Source organism: Halorubrum marinum (assembly GCF_048381195.1).
Lineage (GTDB): Archaea > Halobacteriota > Halobacteria > Halobacteriales > Haloferacaceae > Halorubrum.
Map to the genome: position 1 here is coordinate 575,871 of NZ_JBLWMM010000006.1, position 20,067 is coordinate 595,937.

The following is a 20,067-nucleotide window of genomic DNA, read 5'->3' on the forward strand; positions in this document are numbered from 1 at the left end:
ACATCGCTCGGGGTCACTCGTCGACGATCTCGATTCCGAGCCGCTCTTCGAGCGTGCGAACGACGGAGCCGCCGACGCCCGCGGTCGCGGCGCGGCCGTCCTCGACCGCGAAGAGATCGTCCTCGTCGATCTCGAGCTCCTCGGCCAGCTCCTCGACGGTGAGCCCGGCGTCCTGCCGGGCCGCCGCCACGTCGTCGCCGTATCCCGAGACGAGGTACGGGAGCCGGTCGGACTCGTAGTTCGTGCCGCCCTCTTCCCAGTGTTTGGAGTCGCCGGTCGCGGAGTCGTACACCTTCGCCTGCTTCCGAGCGAGCTCCTTCTTCCGGCTCTCTGTCGCCGTGGAGTCGCCTCCGGCGCCGCCCGGGCTCCCGCCCGAACTCCCGCCGCGGCTCCCGCTCGATCCGCCGCGGCCGCCGGGCGCGTTGCCCGCGTCGTCGTGCGGGCGACAACTGGAACACACGAGCAGCTTCGCGCCGGCGATCGTCGCCTGCTTGAGGTCCGTCGTTTCGCGTCCGCAGAGCTCACAGGCGTCGCCGTCGTCGCCGCCGCCACCGCCGCCGGTCGAGTACTTCGCCATACCGCGAGTGGTAGACCCGGACGGTTAAAAAGTCGTGGAGGGGAACCCGTCGATCGGAGGCACTGACCGACGTCGCTCGCTTCTCGGATCCTTGACCCGGTGGTGTGACCGATTGCGGGAGTGAGTATAGCAGACCGGCCGCGGCGATGTAGTAGTTAAATAGCTATGAGCGACTGCGACAACTGGCTATCAATGCGGTTCGGTGGCGCGCCCCGGTGAGCGGCCGGTGGGCCGCGAACCGCCGGTGCGAGGGAGTCGGCCGCCCGGAGCATCGCGGAGGGCGACTGACGAGGCCGGGGAGGCATGAGGGGCGGTTGCGGTGCTGGGTGGGACTCAAAGGGGCAGCCGCGAGGGCGAAGCACGCCGCAGCAAGCACCGCAGCGAGCGATCGCGAGCGAGGGGCGTGGTTCGAAACGGCTTCGCCGTTTCGTCATCACGAGACGCCTTCGGCGTCTCGAACGACAGCAAGGCGCGCGAGCCGTCGCGGCTGGGGCTTTGGAGGTGCCTACCGCAGAATCATCAATCTCGTATAAATACTCGACAGCAACACTATCCGGCCATTTATAAATAACTACTTAATTAACCCGATGTACCCACTCTCAGTATCGCTCACGGCCCGAGGTACCCCCACGCCTGCAGGCGGTCGCCGTCGCCGTCGACCCAACGCTCGCCGATGTCGTCGCGGTAGTACATGTTGGGCATCACGATGTCGTCGATGCGGTCGTACGCCTGCTCGCGTGCGGCCTGCATCGTGTCGCCCTTCCCGGTCACGACGATCGGCATCCCGTTGCCGCCGGCGACCCGCCACTGGCCGTCGACCTTCTTCGCGTCTTCGATATGGATCCCGTCTCTGCGTTCCGTCTCGAACACCACGGCGGCGTTCCGAGAGTTCTCGTCGTACGTCTTCTCGTCGTCGAACGGAAACGGCGGGAGGACGACCCGAACCGCGATCTGATAGCCGTTGTGCACGTCTACTTCCGGCTTGTTTCCGTGGGCGAGATCGTAGAAGAACTCGCCGGTGGACGACTCGATCGACTCCTCCTGTAACGCGATCGTCGGGTACCCGAACCGGGGCGTGAACTCCAGCGGGTAGATCCCGGTCTCGTTGACGATACAATTGATGTCGATGCTCCCGACGTAGCCCTCGTCGGCGAGCCAGTCTTCGATTTTCCCGAACGTTTCCTTGAACAGCTTGTTCTGGCCCGCCCAGAACATCGAGGTCCCCATCTCACCGGTCGAGGGGCCGATGTTCCCCGGAAACAGTTTCTTGTGCTCGAAGTTGAAATTGACCCGGTCGATGAACTCGTTCCCGTTGAAGAACCCACAGATAGCGACTTCAACGCCCTCGACTTTCCGCTGGAGCTGAAACCCCTTCATGCGGTGCCCCCACGCCTTCTTGTACGCTTGTAGGACGTCGACGATATCGCTCCCGTCGTCCTCGTTCCCGACGTACAGCAATCGCTTGACGTTCTGGACTTCACCGAGCGGTTTGATGACGTACGGAGCGGGGTTCTCCTGAACGTGCTGGATACCCTCGTCGAAATCGTGGAAGATGTGGTGTTCGATCGTGTTGACGCCGTGTTCCTCGAGGACCTCCATCGCGTACCCCCGGTCCTCTTCGAGGTGGTCGGTGTTCGGCGTCCCGCCCACGACGGCCTTCCCCTGCTCGCGGAGCTCCTCGGCGAGCGCGCCGGTCCCGACATCGGAGCCGACCCAGATGTCGTCGAAAATAACGACGTCGGCCCACTCGACCTCCGCGCGCCAGTCGTCCGTCTTCGGGACGAACCCGTCGCCGATTTCCTGATCGCTCTCGGCTTCGATGTAGTACTTCACGTCGTGGCCCTCACGGTGGACCTGCCACGCGAGGTCGGTGATCAGCGCGGCGTCGGCGGATATAAACAGGAAGCGACTGGACTCCATACACCGTCGTCTAACGGCGAGAACTTGAGTGTGCCCCTCAGGTGTCCCGGCCTCTATGGGTGACGATTCGCACGGTCCGGACGGACTGCTACGACCACGGAGCCCGACCCATGGGAATCCATCGATGGGGATCGGCCGATACGCCCGGCGGCACGGCTGGTGTACATAACGATATCCCACGGTTTTCGCAGTATGGAAACCGGATTTTAAAATATGAAAATACAGGTTTCTTTTGCCGGATGTATCCCTCTAAATTGAACAGATTTTTATTTGCGGTGGAGGGAGATTGTGATGGATTAAATGTCTCAGCAGACCAACCACGATTGGTGGCCCAACCAATTGGACTTAGAGGTTCTCGACCAGAACGCCCGCGACGTCGGACCCTACGACGACGACTTCGACTACGCCGAGGCGTTCCAGTCGCTCGACCTCGACGAGGTGAAAGCGGACCTCGAAGAGCTGATGACGAGCTCGCAGGACTGGTGGCCGGCCGACTACGGCCACTACGGGCCGCTGTTCATCCGAATGGCGTGGCACAGCGCCGGGACGTATCGGACGGCGGACGGCCGCGGCGGCGCCGACGGCGGTCGGCAGCGACTCGCCCCGCTCAACAGCTGGCCCGACAACGCGAACTTGGACAAGGCGCGCCGACTCCTTCTCCCGATCAAACAGAAGTACGGCCGCTCCATCTCGTGGGCCGACCTGATGATCCTCGCCGGAAACGTCGCCATCGAGTCGATGGGGTTCAAGACGTTCGGCTACGGCGGCGGCCGCGAAGACGCCTTCGAGCCCGACAAGTCCACCTACTGGGGCCCGGAGTCGGAGATGGACACGCAGGAGCGCTTCGACAAGCCCGGCGATATCGACCAGGGACTCGGCGCGTCCGTGATGGGACTCATCTACGTGAACCCCGAAGGGCCGGACGGCAACCCCGACCCCGAGCTGTCGGCGAGGAACATCCGAGAGACGTTCAGTCGCATGGCGATGAACGACGAGGAGACGGCCGCGCTCATCGCCGGCGGTCACACGTTCGGGAAGGTCCACGGCGCCGACGACCCCGACGAGAACCTCGGCCCGGAGCCCGAGGCGGCACCCATCGAGGCGCAGGGGCTCGGCTGGGAGAACGACCACGGCAGCGGGAAGGGCGGCGACACGATCACGAGCGGAATCGAGGGGCCGTGGACGGGCTCCCCGACCGAGTGGGATACGGGGTACCTCGACAACCTGCTGGAGTACGAGTGGGCGGCTCAGAAGGGCCCGGGCGGGGCGTGGCAGTGGCTCCCGGTCGACGCCGACGATATGAAGAGCGCCCCGGACGCCCACGACCCCGACGAAGCGGTCACGCCGATGATGCTCACGACGGACGTCGCGCTGAAGCGCGACCCGGAGTACCGCGAGATCATCGAGAGGTTCCAGGAGAATCCGATGGCGTTCGGCATCAACTTCGCGAAGGCCTGGTACAAGCTGACCCACCGCGACATGGGCCCGCCGTCGCGGCTCCTCGGCCCGGAGGTCCCGGACGAGGACCTGATCTGGCAGGACCCGATCCCCGAGGCCGACCACGATCTGATCGGGGACGTCGAGATCGATCAGCTCAAGACCGAGATCCTCGACACCGACCTGACGGTTCAACAGCTCGTCAAGACCGCGTGGGCCTCGGCGTCGACGTACCGCGACAGCGACAAGCGCGGCGGCGCCAACGGCGCGCGCGTCCGGCTCGATCCCCAGCGCGATTGGGAGGTGAACGAACCGGCGCAGCTTGACGCGGTGCTGGAGACGCTCGAAGGAGTCCAGGAAGCGTTCAACGCCTCGCGCGACGACGACGTGCGCGTCTCGCTCGCCGACCTGATCGTTCTCGGCGGCAACGCCGCCGTTGAGCGGGCGGCCGCCGACGCCGGGTTCGACGTGACGGTCCCGTTCGAGCCGGGGCGGACCGACGCCTCACAAGAGGAGACCGACGTCGACGCGTTCGAGGCGCTCAAGCCGCGCGTCGACGGGTTCCGAAACTACATCGGCGACGGCGTGGACGACAATCCCGAGGAGCTACTCGTGGACAAGGCGGACCTCCTCGATCTGTCTGTCACCGAGATGACGGCCCTCGTGGGCGGGATGCGCTCGCTCGGCGCCACCTACGGTGACACGGATCGCGGCGTCTTCACCGACAGCCCCGGGAGGCTAACGAACGACTTCTTCGTGAACCTGCTCGACATGGGGACGGAGTGGCGGCCCGTCGAGGAGAACACGGACGACGCGAGCGGCGGAGACCTGTACGAGGGGATCGACCGACAGACCGGCGAGGTCGAGTGGGAGGCCACGCGGCTGGATCTCATCTTCGGCTCGCACTCCCGGCTCCGCGCCATCGCGGAAGTGTACGGGAGCGACGACGGCGACGGGGAGTTCGTTCAGGACTTCGTCGACGCCTGGACGAAGGTGATGCGACTCGACCGGTTCGACCTCGAGTAGGCAGTTCGTCTCACTGTCGTCGCGGTGTTTTGATATCGTATTTCTCACGCCGCATCGCTCACCACACGGGAGCGAGCAGCAGCGCCACCGCGATCGAGATGAAGACGAGCTTCATCGCGGTGTTGACGGCGATCACCTTCGTGCCGAACTCGGCACCCCAGATACCGTACTGGAAGGGGATCGACCGCCGGAACGTGGAGACGGCGAACGAGAGGATCCCGCCGATAAGCAGGCTCGCCACGGCGGTTCGAACCGTGAATATCCCCTCCGTGGTGCCCGCCAAGGTAACCGCGCCAGCAGTCGTATCGAGGGTGTAGACGGCGATGACGGGGACCGCGGCGCCGGGGAGACCCAACACACCGGTGATGGGTTCGGCGACGCTGGTCAGCGACTCCACGTCGTAGTACGTGACGAAGGCGATCACGAGCGTGTACACGACGGCGAGCCGCGGGACGATGCGGCGGAGCGTCGACCACGACTTCTCGCTCGCGGCCCTGACGCGCGCACGGCGGCCCCGGTCGTCGCTATCGGGGCCGCTCGCGTCGACCTCGGCCAGCGCCTCGCGATTCACGTTACGCTCGGACAGCAGGAAGCCTCCCGCGAGGACGCCCGTGATCGTGATCGCCAGCGCGATACCGGCTCGCGCGGAGACGTAGACGGTCCCCGTCCGCAGCCCCAATATCGGGATCAACACCGGAATGTAGTAGGTGAACACGTGCTGGACGAACCCGAAGAAGGTGTTTATCATCACGGCGACGAGCGTCGCCCGGTCGTCGAGAAGCCCCGATTCGCGGTACTCGGCGAGCGTGGCGTACCCCGCGGTCGTCGACGCGGCGGTGGTGAGGATGGCCGTGCCGACCTCGTCCGGGAGGTTTGCGGGGCGGGTGAGCCAGCCGGCGAGGCCGGCGACGTACCGGATCAACCCGAACGCGACGGCGACGTTGGCGGCGAAAACCCCGACAGCGATGAACGCCGCGATCCGCGCGATCCGGGGGGCCACGTCCGCGAGCAGGGCGAGGAGTTCGGCGACGACCGAGTGCACGACGGGGGATAGGTTGTCGCCGACCTAATGCGCATCGGAACGGCGGAGTTCGCGGGAGCGTTGGAACGGCGGAGTTCGCGGGAGCGTTGGAACGGCGGAGTTCGCGCGGGGCTTATGACGGCGGCCGTCGAACCCCCGGCAATGGCACCCGCGGAGGACGACATCTCGATAGAGGAGAAGCGCGTGTACGCCGGGACGGCGGGCCGCACCGACGCGTACGTCGCCACCGAGAGCGGCGTCGTCCGGGTGGCGCTCTCGGCGGACAAGGTGGGCGCGTTCGACATGGTCGCGCGCGACCCCGCTCGCGACGCCGCGGTCCTCGTCCGCGACGACGCCCCCGACCTCGTCGGGATCGCGACCGCGGACGGACTCCGCGTCGCGCCCGTCGACGACGATCCCGAGTTCGAGCCCGTCACGACCGACTCGATCGGATCGAAACCGCTCGTCGCCGTCGGCGTCCACGACGACGCGTTCCTCGTCGCCGGCTCGGACGGCGAGATCGACCGTCTCGAGGTCGGTGACGAGGGTACCGATCCGACGGGGACCTCAATCGGGACCGTCCCCGACCCGCGTGCCGTCGACGGTCCCCTCGTCGCGGCCGCGGACGGGGTCCATCGGGTCTCGGTGAACGGCGGTGCCGGCGGCGACGCCGACCGCGAGCTCGTCTCGGTCGGCCTCGACGACGTCCGCGACGTGGCGGGGTCCGGAATGCCTCTCGCGGCGGCCGCCGCGGGTGTCTACTGGCTGGGGAACGGCTGGATGACGGCACTGGAAGGCGATGCGACCGCGGTCGCCGCCGACGGCGACGGCCACGCGATGGCGGTCGTCGACGGCGACCTGTTCGTCCACGGGGACGAAGACGCCGAGTGGGACGCTGGGACGTGGCGGGATTCGGGTCTGCCGGTCGACGAGCGACCGGTCGCGCTCGGCTACGGTCCCGGTCTGTCTGTCACCGTCACCGACGCCGGAACCCTCTGTGTCGACGCCGGCGACGGGTGGCGGCACCAGGTCGTCGGCGTGCGGGGAGTCGCGGGCGTCGCGCTCGCGGTCGTGGAGTGAGCCAAGCAGCGAAAAGGCGGTCGGGCGCGGATCAGGCGGTCGGGCGCGGATCAGGCGGTCGGGCGCGGATCAGGCGGTTGGGCGCGGATCAGGCCCGGGGCAGCTCGATCTCTTCGCCGTCCGCGTACACGGTCGGATTCCGGAGAATACCGTCGAGGTGGATCGGCGCGTCGGTCTCGCCGCCGATACCGGCGTTGTCGCCGATCGCGATGTGGACGGTGCCGCCGGCCTTCTCGTCGAGGAGGACGGACCCGACGAGCGCGTCGACGCCGACGTTGGTACCGATCCCCAGCTCCGCGAGGTTGTACGCGGCGTCGCCGACGGCGTCGGCCGCGGTCTCGATATCCGCCCGGACCGCGTCGTCCGAGATCGCCGTGACGAGACCGTCTTCGACCTCGAACGTCAGCTCCTGACCCTCGTCGAGGAGCCCGTGGGGCATCATCGTCCCGTCGACGACGAACGTGCCGGTCGCGGTCTCGGGCGCGACGAACACCTCTCCGGCGGGGAGGTTCGAGAACTCGCCGGGATCGTGGACCATCCCGGTGTCGGCGAGCCACTCGCGCTCGCCGATACCGAACGTGATGTCGGTTCCCGCGGGCGAGGCGACTCGGACCTCGTCGGCGTCGGCGACCTGAGCGAGAACGTCGTCGCAGGCGGCGTCGATGGCGGCGTAGTCGGCGTCGAGTCCGGTAACGAACACGTCCTCCGTAATCCCGGGGAGCGTCGCGCCGCGGGCGCCGGCGTCGCAGGCGGCCCCTCGCGCGCGGGTGTGTGACAGGCTCTTCGTCGTCGGCGCGAGGAAGACGTCGCTGTCGGCCATCGCGGCCGCGACCGGCGCCGGGGGCTCGGTCCCGTGCTGCTCGGCCGGCGGATAGCGGAGGATCGTCGCGTCGGCCGTCGCATCGGTCGCCGCCGCGTACAGCGCCTCGCCGATCGGTGCGCGTGCGTCGTCGGTGACGACGACGACCGTCTCGCCCGAGGTGACGTTCAAACACTGCGTGATTGCGGTTTCGGCCGCCTCGGCGAGAGCGGACGAGACCGCTCTGGAACCGCTCGGCGCGGGTGGTGAGTCGTTCGACATGCGCGCACTTCGACGGCGACGGGCGTTAGTTTTTGGCATCTGACGCGGCGTTTTCACTAACTAATAACTCTATTACGAAACTCAGTTACAGGCTTACGTCTCGCGAATTAACGGACTGATTACTCGCGGCGTAGTTAATTTCTTTTAAAATTGCTCGAAAGAATTATCCCGGTGCCCGGAGGACGGACACGTATGATACGCGTGGGCGTTAACGGGTACGGCACGATCGGCAAGCGGGTCGCGGACGCGGTCGCGGCGCAACCCGACATGGAACTCGTCGGCGTGACGAAGACGAGCCCGAACTACGGCGCCGAGGTCGCGCTCCGTCGCGGATACGACCTCTACGCGGCGATCGACGATCGGGTCGACGAGTTCGAGGCTGCCGGACTGGGAATCGCTGGGACGGTCGCCGACTTGCTGGACGCGGTCGACGTCGTCGTCGACTGCTGTCCGAGCGGAATCGGCGAGCGAAACCGTCCGCTCTACGACGCCCACGACACGCCCGCGATCTACCAGGGCGGCGAGGACGCCGGCGTCGCCGACGCGTCCTTCAACGCCCGCGGGAGCGACGAGTCGGTCACGGACGCCGACTCCCTCCGCGTCGTCTCGTGTAACACCACCGGTCTCTCGCGGCTGCTCGCCCCGCTCGACGAGGCGTACGGCGTCGAGAAGGCGCGTGTGACGCTGGTTCGCCGCGGCGGTGACCCGAGCGAGACCGGCCGCGGCCCGATAAACGACATCGTGCCCGACCCGACGACGGTCCCCTCCCACCACGGTCCGGACGTGAACACGGTCCTCCCCGACCTCGCGGTGGACACGGCCGCGCTCAAGGCGCCGGTGACGGCGATGCACACCCACAGCGTCAACGTCACCCTCCAAACGGCTCCGACGAGCGCCGAGGTCCGAGAGCTGCTCAGTGGAGAGTCTCGGCTGTTCCTGATCCCCGAACGCGCCGGTATCGACGGGGCCGGTACGCTCAAAGACTACGCGGCGGATGTCGGGCGGCCGCGCGGCGACCTCTGGGAGAACTGCGTCTGGGAGGAGTCGATCAGCGTCCAAGACCGAGACCTGTACCTGTTCCAGAACGTCCACCAGGAGGCCGACGTCGTGCCTGAAAACATCGACGCGATCCGGTCACTCGCGAGCGACCTCTCGCGGTCGGAATCGGTCGACCGGACGAACGAGACGCTCGGAATCGGGCTCGACAGTCTGCTTTCCGACGGCGGAACCGGTCGAACGCCGACCCCCGCGGACGACTGAGTCAACTGGCACGGACGACTGAGTCAACTGGCGCGGACGACCGGCTTTGGTACGGTCGATCGGTTCGGTGCGGGCGACCCCGTCGCCGTTACTCGGTCGGTGTCGTCACGAGGAACGTCCGACCGCCGCGGCGTTCGAGGCCCACCTCGCTCCCGCGGACGCGGTTCATCCGAACCCGGTCAGCGATGCGGTCTGCTCGACAGTCGGTGACGTCCACGCGCGTCGACGTCGCGTACCGCGGTTGATCGCGGCTGGTCGCGCTCATACCTACGGATCAACCCGGAACCACCCTATAAGCGAGCCATGCCCGGAGTGAAAGTGAAAGTGGACGCGTCGCGGTCGGACATCCGACTGTTGGCTCGAACGAACGTCGCGAGGCGCAGTTTCGGCTGAGGCACGCTCCCCGCTACCGTCGGAGACCCGCCTCTTCGTCGCCCTCGACGAACCGGACGGTGAAGTAGTCGTAGCCGCCGTACGCGACGTCGAGCGCGCCCAGCCACCAGTTCCAGCGCTCGACGAGCGACGACCCCGCGGGTGCGTCACCGAGGTGGGTGATCACTCCGGGTACGGTCAGCGCGTGACCGCGGTCGCGGGAGGGGCATCCGGAGTCGGCGAGGTCGCTGGCCGCTCTAGCCACTGCGCGCCGCTCCGCCGCGGTCCCACCGAACTCCCGCTCCAGCGCGCTCTCGAGACGCTCTCTGTCCATATTCGTGCTAGGCCTTCCAAGTATATGAGTCGCGTGATAGGGGGTCCCACGTCCGGTGTCGCGGTCGGCGTCTCGCCGGTCACCGGGACCGCTGCTCCTCACACGCCGGTCACAGCCGGGCGGCGAGCGCCAGAAACAGCAGACAAAAGGGCGCGGTGAACAGCGCCAGCGCCACGCCCGCGGCCCCCTCGCCCGCGGCGACCGCGATGAGGAGGCCGACGACGAGCGACGACGACCCCACCACCGCGAGAACGATCCGCTCTGCCGCGCTCGCGCGGTCCGGCCCGTCGCTCCGCGCGAGCACGTCCGTGAGGGCTGCGTCGACCTCATCCGCGAGCGCCGCCGGGACGAGCGCCCACGGCGTCGAGCGGTACCAGGCGTTCCCCCGATACGCGAGCAGGAAGAGCGTGGCCTCGATTTTCGGCATGTCTATCCGTCGGGCGCGAACGACGGCCCCGAGGTCGTCCGTCTGTACCCGCTCGGCACCCACGGCCTCTCGTTCGAGAGTCATCGATTCCGGATCGAGCCGGTACACTGCGCCGGAGCGCGCGGCGGCCATCGGGAGCAGCCACACGAGCGGGATGAGCGCGAACGCGCCCGACACGAGCCAGTGCGGGGCGACTGCCCCGAGGGCGATCGGAAGCGCCGCTCCGGCGGCGACCCAGCGCGGACGAAACGACGAGAGCGCGAGACGTCCGTCGTAGAGAGAGAGGATGTCTACCGTCGATTCTCGATGGTGAAGGAGCGCGTACGGCAGGAGCGTGATCGCGACCGCGAAGAGGAGGCCGACGGCGACGAAGACGCCCCCGGGTGTCACACTCCCGAGGAGCGCACCGAGGTCCGCAGAGAGCAGTCCGCCGCCCGCGATGCCGACAAGCGTCACGACGAACGCCGCGACGGCGACGACGATCACGAGGCTGGCACCCGCCGCGAGCGAGCGGATCCGATCGTAGCGAACCGGACCCCACTCGATCGCGTCTCGACTCGTCGGAGGGGGTTCCGGCGTCGTGGCGATCGCGTCCGCGGTGCTGTCGACGGCGCTCTCGGAGGGCATCCGTCGTCGATACGCACAGTGCGCTCATAAATCGTCGGTCGACTCGCGTCGGTGAGTGTTGTGTCGGCCGATACTGCGACGGCCGATGTCGGCGCGTCCTCGCGGACGGCGGGCGCGGACGGCGGGTATATATTCCGCGACCGGCTACGTGGCGGCATGACTGACTGGCGCGCCGTCGGCTACGGGTTCGTCGTGATGGTGATCGCCGGGCTGCTCGCGTCGCTCGCGCCCGTGATCGGACACATCGGCGCGGGGCTGATCGGCGGGTTCGTCGCCGGGTACGTCGCCGGGGGCGGACTGCTGTCGGGGACGTGGCACGGCCTCTTAGCGGGCTCTGTGAGCGGCATTATTATCACGCTCGTGCTCGCCGCGTTCGGCGGGCTCGTCGGGCTGGCCGGCGGACCGATCGGGAGCCTCCTCGGCGGCGCGGGCGTGTTAGTTATCGGGCTGTTCCTCACGTTCCTGTTCGCGATCGAATCGGCGCTCGCGGGCGCGATCGGCGGCGTGCTCGGCGACTGAAAAGCCGAGGGGATCGACCGCGCCGCGGGGTCCGCGTCGCGAGTTACGCCTCCTCGGCCGCGTCGAGGACGGCCTCGTAGTCCGGCTCGTTCGTCGGGTCGTCGGCGATCCAGTCGTAGACGACGTCGCCGTCGTCGTCGAGCACGAAGACCGCCCGGTTCGCGACCCCGTAGAGCCCGAGGTCGGCGATGTCGATCTCGAGGCCGTACGCACGGATCGCGTCGCCCGCCATGTCGCTCACGAGGTCGAACTCGAGGCCGTGTTCCTCGCGGAACGCCCCCTGCGAAAACGGCGAGTCGGCGCTGACTCCGAGCAGTGTCGCTCCGGCGGCCTCGAACGCGTCGGCGTGGTCTTGGAGCGCCACCATCTCGTTCGTACACGGCGGGGTGAACGCGCCGGGGAAAAACGCGAGGACGACGGGGCCGTCCCCGAGGTGGTCGGACAGCTCAAACGATTCGTGGTCGCTCGTGCCGATCGTTGCGGAGATGTCGGGTGCGGTGTCGCCTTCTGATACCATCATTACATAGTAGGGTCGATAGCGGCAAAAAGGTTGTTTCACCCTCGATCGGACCCGGTTGGAGGAACGTATACCTGCGTGGACCACCCACCACGTCCATGTCCACCCGATCGACCGGCTTCACGCCGGTCTGCTATCGATGCGGCGAGCGCTACACGGCGGCCGCTCGCGTCCGGTGTGCGTGCGGCGAGCCGCTCTGGTACGAGACCGACGCGCAGGCGTTCACGTGGGACGACTGTCGGGACCTCGAAGGGATGTGGCGCTACGAGGCGCTCCTCCCGATCGATCGCCCCTCCGGCGTCGCTCGCGCGGCGGGCGGCACGCCGCTGGTCAGAACCGAGCGACTCGACGACGACGCCGGCTGTCGAGTGTTCGTCAAGGACGAGGGGGAGCATCCGACGGGCACGTACAAGGACCGCGGGAGCGCGGTGGCCGTCCCACACGCGCTCGCGCTCGGCAACGACGCGGTCGGCACCGTCTCGTACGGAAACATGGCGATGAGCACCGCGGCGCACGCGGCCAGTCTCGGCCGCGAGTGCGCGGTCCTCGTCCCCGACGACATCTCCGCGGTCCGACTGGAACTCATCGCCCAGTACGAACCCACGATCGTCCGCGTGACCGGTGAGTACGCGGCGCTGTACGACGACGCGCTCGCGCTGTCGGCGGAGTCCCCGATTGCGATGCTCGTCAGCGACGCACCGTCACGGATCAGCGGGTACAAGACGGCGCTTTTCGAGATCTGCGAGGCGTTCGCTCCCGACGTGCCCGACGCGATCGCCCTCCCGACGAGTTCCGGGGGGTTCGCGTCGGGGCTGTGGCGCGGGATCCGCGACCTCGACGCGGCGGGGCTCTTAGAGACGACGCCGCGGCTGTATCTCGTGCAGACCGCCGCGTCAGACCCGATAACGCGAGCCTTCGAGTCGGGAGCCGACGACCCGACGGCGCTCGACCCCTCGGAGACGACGGACACGATCGCTCACTCGATCGGCAACCCCGATCCGCCCAGCGGCGGGCGGGCGCTCGCCGCCGTCCGGGACACGGGCGGGGCCGTCGTGTCGGTCGACGACGACGAACTCCGCGCGGCACAACGGAAATTCGCCGTCGACGGCGGCTTCTGCGTCGAGCCGTCCTCGGCGGCGGCGCTCGCGGGGGTGAGTCGGCTGTCCGAGCGCGGCGATATCGACGCCGACGAGTCCGTCGTCCTCGTGCCGACCGGGACCGGGTTCAAGGAACTCGGTACCGGCGACGCGACGGTCGCGACCGAGCGCACAGATCGAGCGGCCCTGTCGGAGCTGATCGATACGCTGCTCGACACGCGCTGACTCGGTCGCCCGTGGGGACGGTCCGGCCGTCCGCGGCCACTGGCTCCGGTCCGGCGCTCACTCCTCGAACGCCGTCGGATCGAACGGACTCGCGCTCTCCCAGTAGCGCGTGAACGTCTCCTCGGCCCAGTCGCGGACCGTCGGGTCGTCGGTGCGCAGCGACGCCCGCAGGATGCCGCCGTCGTCCCGAACGAGGAGGTGCACCGTGCCGTCGGTGACCGTGACCGCGAGGGGAATGTCCTCGCGACGAACTCGAATCTCCGCGTTCTCGTTCCGGGCGAGCGCCCGCAACTGGGTCCAGAGCCGATCGTCGGCCGCGAGCGCGTCGATCGCGCTCGCCGAGAGGACCGCCTCGAACGTCTGATCCCCCGTGGTCACGCGATCGTGAGCCGTCGCGAGGCTCTGTTCGTTGAGCGTGTGCGAGAAGGCGTACAGGGTATCGGCGCCGTCCATCGCGTCGAGCACGCGCTGGAGCGGAGCGCTCGGACGCGTCCGGGTCGGAACCGTGACCGTCGCGTCGGCGAGGCGACGGAGGTCGAATCCGAGCTCCGCCGTCGGAAGGTACGCCACCACGTCGCGCAGCTTGGCCTCCGTTTCGAGGACCGACACGAGACCGTCGATCCCGTCGGCCACGAGCGTTCCGGTGGCCGTGGCGACGTACCCGCCGTTCTCGCGTCTGACCCACGACCGCTCGGCGAAGTCCTCGAGAATCCGTCCCAGCGTCGCCTGCGACGCCCCGGTGACCGTCGCGAGCTCTCGCCGCGTGTGCGACCCGGTCGCCAGCAGCTGAAGCACCTCGACGCGGTTCGTCGAGCGGGCGAGGAACTCGATCTCCTCGAGCGGGGCCTCCATACTCGATCCAGCGCCCACCGGGATAAACCGGCTTCGCTCCTCGCCGACCGCTGGTTCGCGCTCCGCCGGGGTTTCACGCCGTGAAAGGCTGTCGAGACGTGTCGATCGTTTCTCAACGCGGAATATTTTCCGAATTTCGTTATATAGATCCGTCTTCTACGTGAAATCGTGACGAGATCCTCGCGCCTGACCGATCATTCGTCTGAAACCGTTCTCGGGGTGTCGCGGTAGCGTGTTCACCCGACGGACCGGCGCGCTGTTCCTCGTCTCGGCTCTCCTGTTCGGCGGGACGTTCGTCGCGGCGAAGGCGGGGTTGGCGCATATCCCGCCGCTGCTTTTCGTCGCGATCCGCTTCGATATCGGCGCGGTCGTCCTCGCGGCCTTCGCGGCGACACACCTCTCTCGGGCGGAGCTACGCCCTCGGACCGTCGGCGACGTCGTCGGGATCTTCGCGACCGGCGTGATCGTCATCGGACTGACGAACGCGCTGTTGTTCGTCGGCCAACAGCACGTGACGAGCGGCGTGGCCGCCGTCATTTTCAGCCTCAATCCGATTCTGACCCCGGTGTTCGCAGCGCTTCTGCTCTCCGAAGAGCGCCTCTCCGTCCGCGGGTTCGCCGGGATGGCCCTCGGACTCGTCGGCGTCGTCCTCGTCGCGAACCCCGACTCCGCGGCGTTGCTCGGCGGCGGCCTCGGGGTGCCGCTCCTGTTCGCGGCCGCAGTGACGAGCGCGCTCGGCGCCGTGATGATCCGCCGCAGCGAGGCGACGCTGTCGAGCACGGCGCGGACGATCTGGGGCGTCCCGCTGGCGGCCGTGCTCTCGCACGGCCTCAGTTACGCCGCCGGCGAGCCCGTCGTCGGACTCTCGATGCCGCCGGTCGCGCTCGCGGCGCTCGTGTACGTCGGCGTGTTCTCGGGCGCGATCGCCTACCTCACCTACTTCGCGCTCATCGACGAGGCCGGGGCGACCCGCGCGAACCTGCTGTTCTACTTCGTCCCGGTCGTGTCGGCGGTCGGCGGCTGGGTCCTGCTGGGTGAGACGATCTCCCTGCTCGCGGTCGTCGGCTTCGTCGTCATCTTCGCCGGATTCCTCCTCGTCAGCGGGCTCCCGCCGGACGTTTCGGGGGCGCTCAAGCGCGGCGTTCGCGAGAGGCTCGTCGGCAGCGGTTCGTGACTCCGCCTCCTCGACCACACCCATACCTGTCACCCCGATTCGACGCGTCTTCCGACGGGGATTCGAACCGGCGAGGGCGCCGAGTACCTGATTGGTTCGGGAAGACCGCTTTGGGTTTGGCCGCGATACGTACGGGTGCCGGTGGTCGGGAGCGCCACTGGCGCCCGGCGAACGGAGCGTAGCCATCAGCTCCCTCCTGTGAGAAACGGTACCCACCCCACGCTACCGCAGAGCCCGTGACCGACCACCGTTCGCGGTGGTCGTCTTTGCGGCCGCCTTTTGCCCGTCGGCGCCGAAGCTCGACGTATGCCCGACAGCTCCGCCGCTGAGGTCCGTCTCGTCCGCCACGCGACGCTCTCGATCACCGTCGGCGAGACGGCGTTCCTCGTCGATCCGATGCTCGCCGCACCCGGGGCGATCCCGCCGATCCCGGAGACGCCGAACGACCGAGACAACCCCCTCGTTCCGCTTCCGGACGTCGACCTGTCGCACGACGCCGTCGTCGTCACGCACCGTCACGTCGACCACTTCGACGAGGCGGCGCGCGAGGAGCTTGATCCAGCGGTGCCGCTCTTCTGTCAACCGGCGGAGGCGGACGCGTTCGCCGCCGACGGCTTCACCGACGTCCGCCCGGTCGACGACGCGGTGTCGTTCCGCGGGGTCCAGATCAGCCGAACGCCGGGTCGGCACGGCCACGGAGAACTGGCCGAGGAGATGGGGCCCGTCTCTGGATTCGCTTTCGCTGGCAAGGAGACTGTCTACGTCGCCGGTGACACGGTTTGGTACGACGGCGTCGCGGAGGCGCTGAACCGACATCGTCCGGATATGGTCGTGCTCAACGGAGGCGCAGCGCGGTTCGAGTACGGCGAACCGATCACGATGGGCGTCGACGACGTCGCCGCGGTCCGCGACGCCACCGACGCGACGGTCGGCGTGGTTCACATGGAGGCGATCAACCACTGTCTGCTCACGCGCGACGAGCTGGGGAGGGCGGTGCCGGAAATCTGCGTCCCGGCCGACGGCGAACTTGTTCGGGACTGACGGCGAACTTGTTCGGGACTGACGGGAGACGCGTTCGGAACTGACGGGAGACGCGTTCGGAACTGACCGCGGTCGGTCGAAGTCACCCGGCAGCGGCTCGTCGGACGAGGGCTCAGACGCGGTCGCCGACATCGGCGACGATCCACGGCTTCTCGCCGGGATCGTACTCGCTGATCGCTCCGCTGTGGCTCCGCGTCTCCGGGGAGAGCACGCCGACGTGCTTGAGCTGCTGGACGAAATTGAACAGCACGTTGGTGCGGATCACGTCGGTCCAGACTCCTCGATCGCGATAGAGTCGGGCCGTCTCGCCGCGCTCGATCAGCTCTCGGGCGCGAGCGGCGCCTCGCGTCGTACAGAACGCGCTTAAAAAGACGTTCGGGTACTCGTGAACGAGCCGTTGAACCAGATCGAGGAAGTGCACGCGCGGGCCCTCCTTCCGAAGTGCGTCAAGCAGCAGCCCGAACTCGGGATGTCTGGTAAACGCGTTTCGGAGAAGCACCGCCAGCGGTGGGTGAACGGCGGCGAGGGCGCTCCGTGAGACGTCCCCTTTCGCCAGCCGCAGGTCGTCGAGGTCCCCGATGCCGTAGCCGCGGAGCACCGTCGCCGACAGCGTCCCCTGTTCGGTCAGCTCGTGTGGCGATCCGAGCGTGAGCAGCCCGAGCGTCCGCGCGCTCGAAACGGTCTCTGCGGCGGCGCCGAAGGTGTACTCGTCGGTGATCGCGTCGACGAGGTCGTCACGCGCGAGCGGCCCGTACCGATCGAGTGCGACGACCGGTGCGAGGTAGTTCAGCGGCTGGGCGAGGCTCAGCGTCGTGATGTCGCCGCCGAACTCGTCGCCGCGGAGCCGGAGCGAGAGCTGGCCCTCGATGTCCGCGACCTCCTCCGTCGACTCCGCGCTCGGCGGCGCCGTCCACGAGGTCTCTCCGCCTTCGTCGACGCCGATGACGCCGACTCCCTTCGATCGGAGCAGGTTCGCGTGCGGTGCGACGGCGTCGTCGTCGCCCGCGAGGTACGAGACGTGCGCGCCCTGTTGATACGTCAACGCCTGTCCGATACCCCGAAGGAGGTTCGTCGACCCCTTTACCTCGATCGCGAACACGCGGTCGGACTCGGTGAACCCGAGCACGTCCGGATACCGCCCGCGGATCGTGATCGTGTGGCGGCGACAGCGGTCGAGCACGTCAGCGTACGTCTCGCTGTGCGCCTCGGGCACGTGGACGAGCGGCTCGTAGTTCCGCTCGTCGAGCGCGGTCACCACGTGATCGAACACCGCCGCCTCGTTCATACCGGTCCGTGGGCAGGGCGAATAATAAACGCCCCCGTCCGATCGCGTCCGCTGGCGGATATGGGGACTGCTCTCGTCTGCGCTCCGTTCCGCGCCCCCTGTGCTCCGTTACGTGCCCCCTGCGCTCCGTTCCGCGCCCCCTGCGCTCCGTTCCGCGCCCCCTGCGCTCCCGTCCGTGCCTCGGTCTGTGCGGGGTAACAATCATTAGCGTCGGTCGAAACCGTTCGTGTATGAGCGAACCGAACGCGGAAAATCCCCTGATGGGGTACTACCGCCGCTACGTCGGCGACCCCGACCGGACGATCGACGTGTACGCCGGGTTCGGCCTCTTCTTCGCCGGGATCGGGCTCGGTCTGATGGGCGTCGTCGTCTTCCTCTACAGCGCGACGCTCCCGCAGAACACCCTGTCGACGTACGCGGTCCGCGAGGTCGCCGCCGTCGCCGGCGCGGTCGGGCTTCCCGCGCTCCTGCTCGGCGTGGTCGTCCTCCTGCCGGTCGACCGCCGAATGCTGTACCTTGCGGGGGCGGGAACCGCGGTCACCCTCGTCGCCACCGGGCTGTTCGTCCGGGTGTACCCGCACAACTGGAACGTCCCCACCGGCGCCGACTACAGCGCGCAGGTGGTCGCGGTGTACACCGTCGGCCTCGTCGCCGTCATCGCCGCCACCGGCGGCGCGCTGGTCGCCCACCGCGTCGAGCGCGCAACCGGCGCGGCCGGAGTCGGCGGATCCGCCGCTGCCGCGGGCGCGAGCGGAGCGGTGGCCAGCGACGCGGCGGCGTCCGGAGACGGCTCCGCGACCGATGGCGAGACGGTGACCGACGCCGACGTCCGCGCCGACATCGAGCGCGAGCTGTCCGACGCCGAACTGACGTGGGGCGGCGTCGAGCGCTCCGAGACGCGGCGGCTCGAGCTGAACACGAGCGCGGTCGACGACGTCGACATCGACAGCGAACGGCTCGCCGGCTCCGCCACCGAGACGCGGACGACCTCCGGGACGGTCAACGACGCGGTCTCCGAGTTGAAGGGACTCCAAGGCGGCGAGGCGAAGACCGCGAGCGGCTCCGGCACCGACGATCAGGCCGCGAAGCTCCGAGAGCTTCGGGAACAACAGCGGCGCGAGGCCGAGGCGGAGGAGGCGGACGGCGGCTCGCTCGTCGGTCGGATCAAGGACCTCTTTTAACAGGGCGAGCGACGCCGACATCTCTGGACGTTTATATACCGTCGCCACCGTACATCTGGGCGTGCCTGGCGTCACCGTCACCATCGACCCGCACGTCCACTCGGACGAGAGCTACGACGGTCACGAGCCGATCGAGCTTATCCTCGAACACGCCGCCGAGATCGGTCTCGATGCGGTCGTTATCACCGACCACGACGTGATCGGCGAGTCGAAGCGAGCCGCCGCGATCGCCGACGAGTACGGCTTGATCGGTATCCCCGGCGTCGAGGTGTCGACCGCGCACGGCCACCTGCTCGCGATCGGCGTCGAGCGCATGCCACCTCGCCGGAAGCCGTACGCGGAGACGATCGAGTGGATCCACGATCACGGCGGGATAGCGATCGTCCCGCACCCGTTCCAGCGCTCGCGACACGGCGTTCGACAGCGGAACATTCCGGTACCGGACGAGCCGTCGAGCGCTGGCGTGAGCGACTCCGACGGACACGGCTCGGCCGCCGCCGCCCGCGACGAACTCTCAGAGGTCGACGCCATCGAAGTGTTCAACGCGTGGCTGTTCACGGGGTATCGAAACCGGCGCGCTCGCCGGTTCGCAAACGAGCACGGCTACCCCGGCGTCGCCGCCAGCGACGCGCACACGCTGGAGTACGTCGGGCGCGCGTTCACCGAACTGGAGATCGAGGGGTGCGACTCGGTCGGCGAGGTCACCGCAGACGACGTCATCGACGCGATCCGCGAGGGAACGACCACTGTAAACGGCCGTCGCGCGCCGATCCCGATGGCGGCGAAACACTACGTTATCGCCGCCGCACGCAAGTCCGGCTACTACGCGCGAACCGGTGCGAACCGCACCGCGACCGGTGCGAAGTGGGCGGTCACGGAGGCAGTCTCGACGGTCCGCGTCGCGGCGTTCCAAGGGATCCACCGTACCGCTCGCGTGCTCTCGTGGATGACCTGACGGAGGGTCCCGAGGCGGGGACGCGGATCGCCGGAGAGGAGGGTCCCGAGGCGGGGACG

Annotated in this window: 19 protein-coding genes; 9 read left to right on the forward strand and 10 right to left on the reverse strand. The window is 68.2% G+C overall.

Translation table 11 applies throughout. From position 1 onward, the window contains the following. Positions 1-13: 13 nt before the first annotated feature. Positions 14-577 carry a helix-turn-helix domain-containing protein gene (locus tag ACNSN4_RS12335; protein ID WP_418286113.1) on the reverse strand — a complete coding sequence of 188 codons (564 nt, stop codon included), beginning with the start codon at positions 575-577 and terminating at the stop codon, positions 14-16. A gap of 609 nt (positions 578-1,186) precedes the next feature. Beyond that, positions 1,187-2,497, reverse strand: coding sequence for a phosphoribosylamine--glycine ligase (locus ACNSN4_RS12340; RefSeq protein ID WP_418286114.1), 1,311 nt, complete (start codon positions 2,495-2,497; stop codon positions 1,187-1,189). 300 nt (positions 2,498-2,797) lie between these two features. Here ACNSN4_RS12340 and katG point away from each other — a divergent pair, with 300 nt between their 5' ends. Further along, positions 2,798-4,960 carry a catalase/peroxidase HPI gene (gene katG / locus ACNSN4_RS12345; protein ID WP_418286115.1) on the forward strand — a complete coding sequence of 721 codons (2,163 nt, stop codon included), beginning with the start codon at positions 2,798-2,800 and terminating at the stop codon, positions 4,958-4,960. 58 nt (positions 4,961-5,018) lie between these two features. Here the strand turns inward: katG and ACNSN4_RS12350 are convergent, their stop codons facing one another. Further along, a complete protein-coding gene (locus ACNSN4_RS12350; protein WP_418286116.1) occupies positions 5,019-6,002 on the reverse strand; it encodes a nucleoside recognition protein in 984 nt (327 codons plus the stop codon). Positions 6,003-6,143: 141 nt separating this feature from the next. On the opposite strand from ACNSN4_RS12350, the gene ACNSN4_RS12355 reads away from it, so the two are divergent. Further along, the gene (locus tag ACNSN4_RS12355) at positions 6,144-7,061 is read left to right on the forward strand and encodes an HVO_0234 family beta-propeller protein (protein ID WP_418286117.1); all 918 of its coding nucleotides are present in this window, start codon (positions 6,144-6,146) and stop codon (positions 7,059-7,061) included. A gap of 88 nt (positions 7,062-7,149) precedes the next feature. Here ACNSN4_RS12355 and ACNSN4_RS12360 read toward each other — a convergent pair whose 3' ends face one another. Beyond that, on the reverse strand, positions 7,150-8,142 hold the full coding sequence (locus tag ACNSN4_RS12360) for an aminopeptidase (RefSeq protein ID WP_418286118.1): 993 nt from the start codon (positions 8,140-8,142) through the stop codon (positions 7,150-7,152). A gap of 192 nt (positions 8,143-8,334) precedes the next feature. Here ACNSN4_RS12360 and ACNSN4_RS12365 point away from each other — a divergent pair, with 192 nt between their 5' ends. After that, on the forward strand, positions 8,335-9,402 hold the full coding sequence (locus ACNSN4_RS12365; RefSeq protein WP_418286119.1) for a type II glyceraldehyde-3-phosphate dehydrogenase: 1,068 nt from the start codon (positions 8,335-8,337) through the stop codon (positions 9,400-9,402). Between the two features lie 88 nt (positions 9,403-9,490). On the opposite strand, the gene ACNSN4_RS12370 is transcribed toward ACNSN4_RS12365, so the two are convergent. From ACNSN4_RS12370 to ACNSN4_RS12380, 3 genes are all read right to left on the reverse strand, one after another. After that, positions 9,491-9,667: a hypothetical protein gene (locus ACNSN4_RS12370; protein WP_418286120.1), complete on the reverse strand. Its 177-nt coding sequence runs from the start codon at positions 9,665-9,667 to the stop codon at positions 9,491-9,493. Positions 9,668-9,808: 141 nt separating this feature from the next. Continuing rightward, positions 9,809-10,108 carry a WNWW family protein gene (locus tag ACNSN4_RS12375; RefSeq protein WP_418286121.1) on the reverse strand — a complete coding sequence of 100 codons (300 nt, stop codon included), beginning with the start codon at positions 10,106-10,108 and terminating at the stop codon, positions 9,809-9,811. A 109-nt stretch (positions 10,109-10,217) separates the two neighbouring features. Continuing rightward, positions 10,218-11,162 carry a hypothetical protein gene (locus ACNSN4_RS12380; protein WP_418286122.1) on the reverse strand — a complete coding sequence of 315 codons (945 nt, stop codon included), beginning with the start codon at positions 11,160-11,162 and terminating at the stop codon, positions 10,218-10,220. Positions 11,163-11,318: 156 nt separating this feature from the next. On the opposite strand from ACNSN4_RS12380, the gene ACNSN4_RS12385 reads away from it, so the two are divergent. After that, the gene (locus ACNSN4_RS12385) at positions 11,319-11,681 is read left to right on the forward strand and encodes a DUF5518 domain-containing protein (protein ID WP_418286123.1); all 363 of its coding nucleotides are present in this window, start codon (positions 11,319-11,321) and stop codon (positions 11,679-11,681) included. A 43-nt stretch (positions 11,682-11,724) separates the two neighbouring features. Here ACNSN4_RS12385 and ACNSN4_RS12390 read toward each other — a convergent pair whose 3' ends face one another. Beyond that, positions 11,725-12,198, reverse strand: coding sequence for a redoxin domain-containing protein (locus ACNSN4_RS12390; protein ID WP_418286124.1), 474 nt, complete (start codon positions 12,196-12,198; stop codon positions 11,725-11,727). A 254-nt stretch (positions 12,199-12,452) separates the two neighbouring features. Here ACNSN4_RS12390 and ACNSN4_RS12395 point away from each other — a divergent pair, with 254 nt between their 5' ends. Then, positions 12,453-13,520: a threonine synthase gene (locus tag ACNSN4_RS12395; RefSeq protein WP_418286368.1), complete on the forward strand. Its 1,068-nt coding sequence runs from the start codon at positions 12,453-12,455 to the stop codon at positions 13,518-13,520. Positions 13,521-13,577: 57 nt separating this feature from the next. Here ACNSN4_RS12395 and ACNSN4_RS12400 read toward each other — a convergent pair whose 3' ends face one another. Continuing rightward, entirely contained in the window at positions 13,578-14,372 is a 795-nt protein-coding gene (locus ACNSN4_RS12400; protein ID WP_418286125.1) for a helix-turn-helix transcriptional regulator, read from the reverse strand. A 232-nt stretch (positions 14,373-14,604) separates the two neighbouring features. Here ACNSN4_RS12400 and ACNSN4_RS12405 point away from each other — a divergent pair, with 232 nt between their 5' ends. Next, positions 14,605-15,546: a DMT family transporter gene (locus tag ACNSN4_RS12405; RefSeq protein ID WP_418286126.1), complete on the forward strand. Its 942-nt coding sequence runs from the start codon at positions 14,605-14,607 to the stop codon at positions 15,544-15,546. 306 nt (positions 15,547-15,852) lie between these two features. After that, positions 15,853-16,587, forward strand: coding sequence for an MBL fold metallo-hydrolase (locus tag ACNSN4_RS12410; RefSeq protein WP_418286127.1), 735 nt, complete (start codon positions 15,853-15,855; stop codon positions 16,585-16,587). A gap of 112 nt (positions 16,588-16,699) precedes the next feature. Here ACNSN4_RS12410 and ACNSN4_RS12415 read toward each other — a convergent pair whose 3' ends face one another. Then, a complete protein-coding gene (locus tag ACNSN4_RS12415; RefSeq protein WP_418286128.1) occupies positions 16,700-17,872 on the reverse strand; it encodes a hypothetical protein in 1,173 nt (390 codons plus the stop codon). A 230-nt stretch (positions 17,873-18,102) separates the two neighbouring features. On the opposite strand from ACNSN4_RS12415, the gene ACNSN4_RS12420 reads away from it, so the two are divergent. Further along, on the forward strand, positions 18,103-19,053 hold the full coding sequence (locus tag ACNSN4_RS12420; RefSeq protein ID WP_418286129.1) for a cell division protein CdpA domain-containing protein: 951 nt from the start codon (positions 18,103-18,105) through the stop codon (positions 19,051-19,053). Positions 19,054-19,114: 61 nt separating this feature from the next. Continuing rightward, positions 19,115-20,008, forward strand: a complete 894-nt coding sequence (locus tag ACNSN4_RS12425) for a CehA/McbA family metallohydrolase (protein WP_418286130.1) — start codon at positions 19,115-19,117, stop codon at positions 20,006-20,008. Positions 20,009-20,067 lie beyond the last annotated feature (59 nt).

Excerpts from the sequence above, each read along its gene's own strand:
- ACNSN4_RS12370 (WP_418286120.1), bottom strand. The coding sequence starts at position 9,667 with ATGAGCGCGACCAGCCGCGATCAACCGCGGTACGCGACGTCGACGCGC.
- ACNSN4_RS12380 (WP_418286122.1), bottom strand. The coding sequence starts at position 11,162 with ATGCCCTCCGAGAGCGCCGTCGACAGCACCGCGGACGCGATCGCCACG.
- ACNSN4_RS12400 (WP_418286125.1), bottom strand. The coding sequence starts at position 14,372 with ATGGAGGCCCCGCTCGAGGAGATCGAGTTCCTCGCCCGCTCGACGAAC.
- ACNSN4_RS12410 (WP_418286127.1), top strand. The coding sequence starts at position 15,853 with ATGCCCGACAGCTCCGCCGCTGAGGTCCGTCTCGTCCGCCACGCGACG.
- ACNSN4_RS12375 (WP_418286121.1), bottom strand. The coding sequence starts at position 10,108 with ATGGACAGAGAGCGTCTCGAGAGCGCGCTGGAGCGGGAGTTCGGTGGG.
- ACNSN4_RS12390 (WP_418286124.1), bottom strand. The coding sequence starts at position 12,198 with ATGGTATCAGAAGGCGACACCGCACCCGACATCTCCGCAACGATCGGC.
- ACNSN4_RS12420 (WP_418286129.1), top strand. The coding sequence starts at position 18,103 with ATGAGCGAACCGAACGCGGAAAATCCCCTGATGGGGTACTACCGCCGC.
- ACNSN4_RS12365 (WP_418286119.1), top strand. The coding sequence starts at position 8,335 with ATGATACGCGTGGGCGTTAACGGGTACGGCACGATCGGCAAGCGGGTC.
- ACNSN4_RS12335 (WP_418286113.1), bottom strand. The coding sequence starts at position 577 with ATGGCGAAGTACTCGACCGGCGGCGGTGGCGGCGGCGACGACGGCGAC.
- ACNSN4_RS12385 (WP_418286123.1), top strand. The coding sequence starts at position 11,319 with ATGACTGACTGGCGCGCCGTCGGCTACGGGTTCGTCGTGATGGTGATC.
- ACNSN4_RS12360 (WP_418286118.1), bottom strand. The coding sequence starts at position 8,142 with ATGTCGAACGACTCACCACCCGCGCCGAGCGGTTCCAGAGCGGTCTCG.
- ACNSN4_RS12355 (WP_418286117.1), top strand. The coding sequence starts at position 6,144 with ATGGCACCCGCGGAGGACGACATCTCGATAGAGGAGAAGCGCGTGTAC.
- ACNSN4_RS12340 (WP_418286114.1), bottom strand. The coding sequence starts at position 2,497 with ATGGAGTCCAGTCGCTTCCTGTTTATATCCGCCGACGCCGCGCTGATC.
- katG (WP_418286115.1), top strand. The coding sequence starts at position 2,798 with ATGTCTCAGCAGACCAACCACGATTGGTGGCCCAACCAATTGGACTTA.
- ACNSN4_RS12395 (WP_418286368.1), top strand. The coding sequence starts at position 12,453 with ATGTGGCGCTACGAGGCGCTCCTCCCGATCGATCGCCCCTCCGGCGTC.
- ACNSN4_RS12415 (WP_418286128.1), bottom strand. The coding sequence starts at position 17,872 with ATGAACGAGGCGGCGGTGTTCGATCACGTGGTGACCGCGCTCGACGAG.